Origin of the sequence: Pseudomonas alkylphenolica (assembly GCF_016009175.1) — a bacterium.
GTDB classification, from domain to species: Bacteria; Pseudomonadota; Gammaproteobacteria; order Pseudomonadales; family Pseudomonadaceae; genus Aquipseudomonas; species Aquipseudomonas alkylphenolica_B.
The window spans coordinates 1-3,371 of record NZ_JADUCM010000068.1 but is presented as its reverse complement, the minus strand read 5'-3'; the positions used below and the strand labels follow the sequence as shown (position 1 = coordinate 3,371).

2 rRNA genes are annotated in these 3,371 nt (G+C 50.8%); both read left to right on the top strand.

Annotated features, from left to right (window positions below):
- The first annotated feature begins 225 nt into the window (after positions 1-225).
- Positions 226-3,115: ribosomal RNA gene (locus tag I5S59_RS26290) — 23S ribosomal RNA — on the top strand.
- Between the two features lie 138 nt (positions 3,116-3,253).
- Positions 3,254-3,369 (top strand): 5S ribosomal RNA (gene rrf / locus I5S59_RS26285).
- The last annotated feature ends 2 nt before the right edge of the window (positions 3,370-3,371 follow it).

The window sequence follows — 3,371 nt, the reverse complement described above, 5'->3', positions numbered from 1 at the left end:
AAAGCTTAGAAATGAATATTCGCCTCGAATATTGATTTCTGAACTTTTTCAGAATCGTTCTTTAAAAATTTGGGTATGTGATAGAAAGATAGACTGGGCCACACTTTCACTGGTGTGTGTTCAGGCTAAGGTAAAATTTGTGAGTTTCTCTTAAGTCTTTAAGAGTATTGCGAATTTTCGGCGAATGTCGTCTTCACAGTATAACCAGATTGCTTGGGGTTATATGGTCAAGTGAAGAAGCGCATACGGTGGATGCCTTGGCAGTCAGAGGCGATGAAAGACGTGGTAGCCTGCGATAAGCTTCGGGGAGTCGGCAAACAGACTTTGATCCGGAGATCTCTGAATGGGGGAACCCACTCAGCATAAGCTGAGTATCTTGTACTGAATACATAGGTGCAAGAGGCGAACCAGGGGAACTGAAACATCTAAGTACCCTGAGGAAAAGAAATCAACCGAGATTCCCTTAGTAGTGGCGAGCGAACGGGGACTAGCCCTTAAGTGGCTTTGAGATTAGCGGAACGCTCTGGAAAGTGCGGCCATAGTGGGTGATAGCCCTGTACGCGAAAATCTCTTAGTCATGAAATCGAGTAGGACGGAGCACGAGAAACTTTGTCTGAATATGGGGGGACCATCCTCCAAGGCTAAATACTACTGACTGACCGATAGTGAACCAGTACCGTGAGGGAAAGGCGAAAAGAACCCCGGAGAGGGGAGTGAAATAGAACCTGAAACCGTATGCGTACAAGCAGTGGGAGCCTACTTGTTAGGTGACTGCGTACCTTTTGTATAATGGGTCAGCGACTTATATTCAGTGGCGAGCTTAACCGAATAGGGGAGGCGTAGCGAAAGCGAGTGTTAATAGCGCGATTAGTCGCTGGGTATAGACCCGAAACCGGGCGATCTATCCATGGGCAGGTTGAAGGTTAGGTAACACTGACTGGAGGACCGAACCGACTACCGTTGAAAAGTTAGCGGATGACCTGTGGATCGGAGTGAAAGGCTAATCAAGCTCGGAGATAGCTGGTTCTCCTCGAAAGCTATTTAGGTAGCGCCTCATGTATCACTGTAGGGGGTAGAGCACTGTTTCGGCTAGGGGGTCATCCCGACTTACCAAACCGATGCAAACTCCGAATACCTACAAGTGCCGAGCATGGGAGACACACGGCGGGTGCTAACGTCCGTCGTGAAAAGGGAAACAACCCAGACCGTCAGCTAAGGTCCCAAAGTCATGGTTAAGTGGGAAACGATGTGGGAAGGCTTAGACAGCTAGGAGGTTGGCTTAGAAGCAGCCACCCTTTAAAGAAAGCGTAATAGCTCACTAGTCGAGTCGGCCTGCGCGGAAGATGTAACGGGGCTCAAACCATGCACCGAAGCTACGGGTGTCACTTAGGTGACGCGGTAGAGGAGCGTTCTGTAAGCCTGTGAAGGTGAGTTGAGAAGCTTGCTGGAGGTATCAGAAGTGCGAATGCTGACATGAGTAACGACAATGGGAGTGAAAAACTCCCACGCCGAAAGACCAAGGTTTCCTGCGCAACGTTAATCGACGCAGGGTTAGTCGGTCCCTAAGGCGAGGCTGAAAAGCGTAGTCGATGGAAAACAGGTTAATATTCCTGTACTTCTAGTTATTGCGATGGAGGGACGGAGAAGGCTAGGCCAGCTTGGCGTTGGTTGTCCAAGTTTAAGGTGGTAGGCTGAGATCTTAGGTAAATCCGGGATCTTAAGGCCGAGAGCTGATGACGAGTTGCCTTTAGGCGACGAAGTGGTTGATGCCATGCTTCCAAGAAAAGCTTCTAAGCTTCAGATAACTAGGAACCGTACCCCAAACCGACACAGGTGGTTGGGTAGAGAATACCAAGGCGCTTGAGAGAACTCGGGTGAAGGAACTAGGCAAAATGGCACCGTAACTTCGGGAGAAGGTGCGCCGGTGAGGGTGAAGGACTTGCTCCGTAAGCCCATGCCGGTCGAAGATACCAGGCCGCTGCGACTGTTTATTAAAAACACAGCACTCTGCAAACACGAAAGTGGACGTATAGGGTGTGACGCCTGCCCGGTGCCGGAAGGTTAATTGATGGGGTTAGCTAACGCGAAGCTCTTGATCGAAGCCCCGGTAAACGGCGGCCGTAACTATAACGGTCCTAAGGTAGCGAAATTCCTTGTCGGGTAAGTTCCGACCTGCACGAATGGCGTAACGATGGCGGCGCTGTCTCCACCCGAGACTCAGTGAAATTGAAATCGCTGTGAAGATGCAGTGTATCCGCGGCTAGACGGAAAGACCCCGTGAACCTTTACTATAGCTTTGCACTGGACTTTGAATTTGCTTGTGTAGGATAGGTGGGAGGCTTTGAAGCGTGGACGCCAGTTCGCGTGGAGCCATCCTTGAAATACCACCCTGGCAACTTTGAGGTTCTAACTCAGGTCCGTTATCCGGATCGAGGACAGTGTATGGTGGGTAGTTTGACTGGGGCGGTCTCCTCCTAAAGAGTAACGGAGGAGTACGAAGGTGCGCTCAGACCGGTCGGAAATCGGTCGTAGAGTATAAAGGCAAAAGCGCGCTTGACTGCGAGACAGACACGTCGAGCAGGTACGAAAGTAGGTCTTAGTGATCCGGTGGTTCTGTATGGAAGGGCCATCGCTCAACGGATAAAAGGTACTCCGGGGATAACAGGCTGATACCGCCCAAGAGTTCATATCGACGGCGGTGTTTGGCACCTCGATGTCGGCTCATCACATCCTGGGGCTGAAGCCGGTCCCAAGGGTATGGCTGTTCGCCATTTAAAGTGGTACGCGAGCTGGGTTTAGAACGTCGTGAGACAGTTCGGTCCCTATCTGCCGTGGACGTTTGAGATTTGAGAGGGGCTGCTCCTAGTACGAGAGGACCGGAGTGGACGAACCTCTGGTGTTCCGGTTGTCACGCCAGTGGCATTGCCGGGTAGCTATGTTCGGAAGAGATAACCGCTGAAAGCATCTAAGCGGGAAACTTGCCTCAAGATGAGATCTCACTGGAGCCTTGAGCTCCCTGAAGGGCCGTCGAAGACTACGACGTTGATAGGTTGGGTGTGTAAGCGCTGTGAGGCGTTGAGCTAACCAATACTAATTGCCCGTGAGGCTTGACCATATAACACCCAAGCAATTTGCGTCGAAACGACCAGATTGCGGTGTTGTGAAGACGAAACGAACCGAAAGTTTGCAACTCACAATCATCACATACCCGATTCGCTGGAGTGTCTAACAAGACCTTCTGGCAACAGAATTTCTTGACGACCATAGAGCATTGGAACCACCTGATCCCATCCCGAACTCAGCAGTGAAACGATGCATCGCCGATGGTAGTGTGGGGTTTCCCCATGTGAGAGTAGGTCATCGTCAAGATT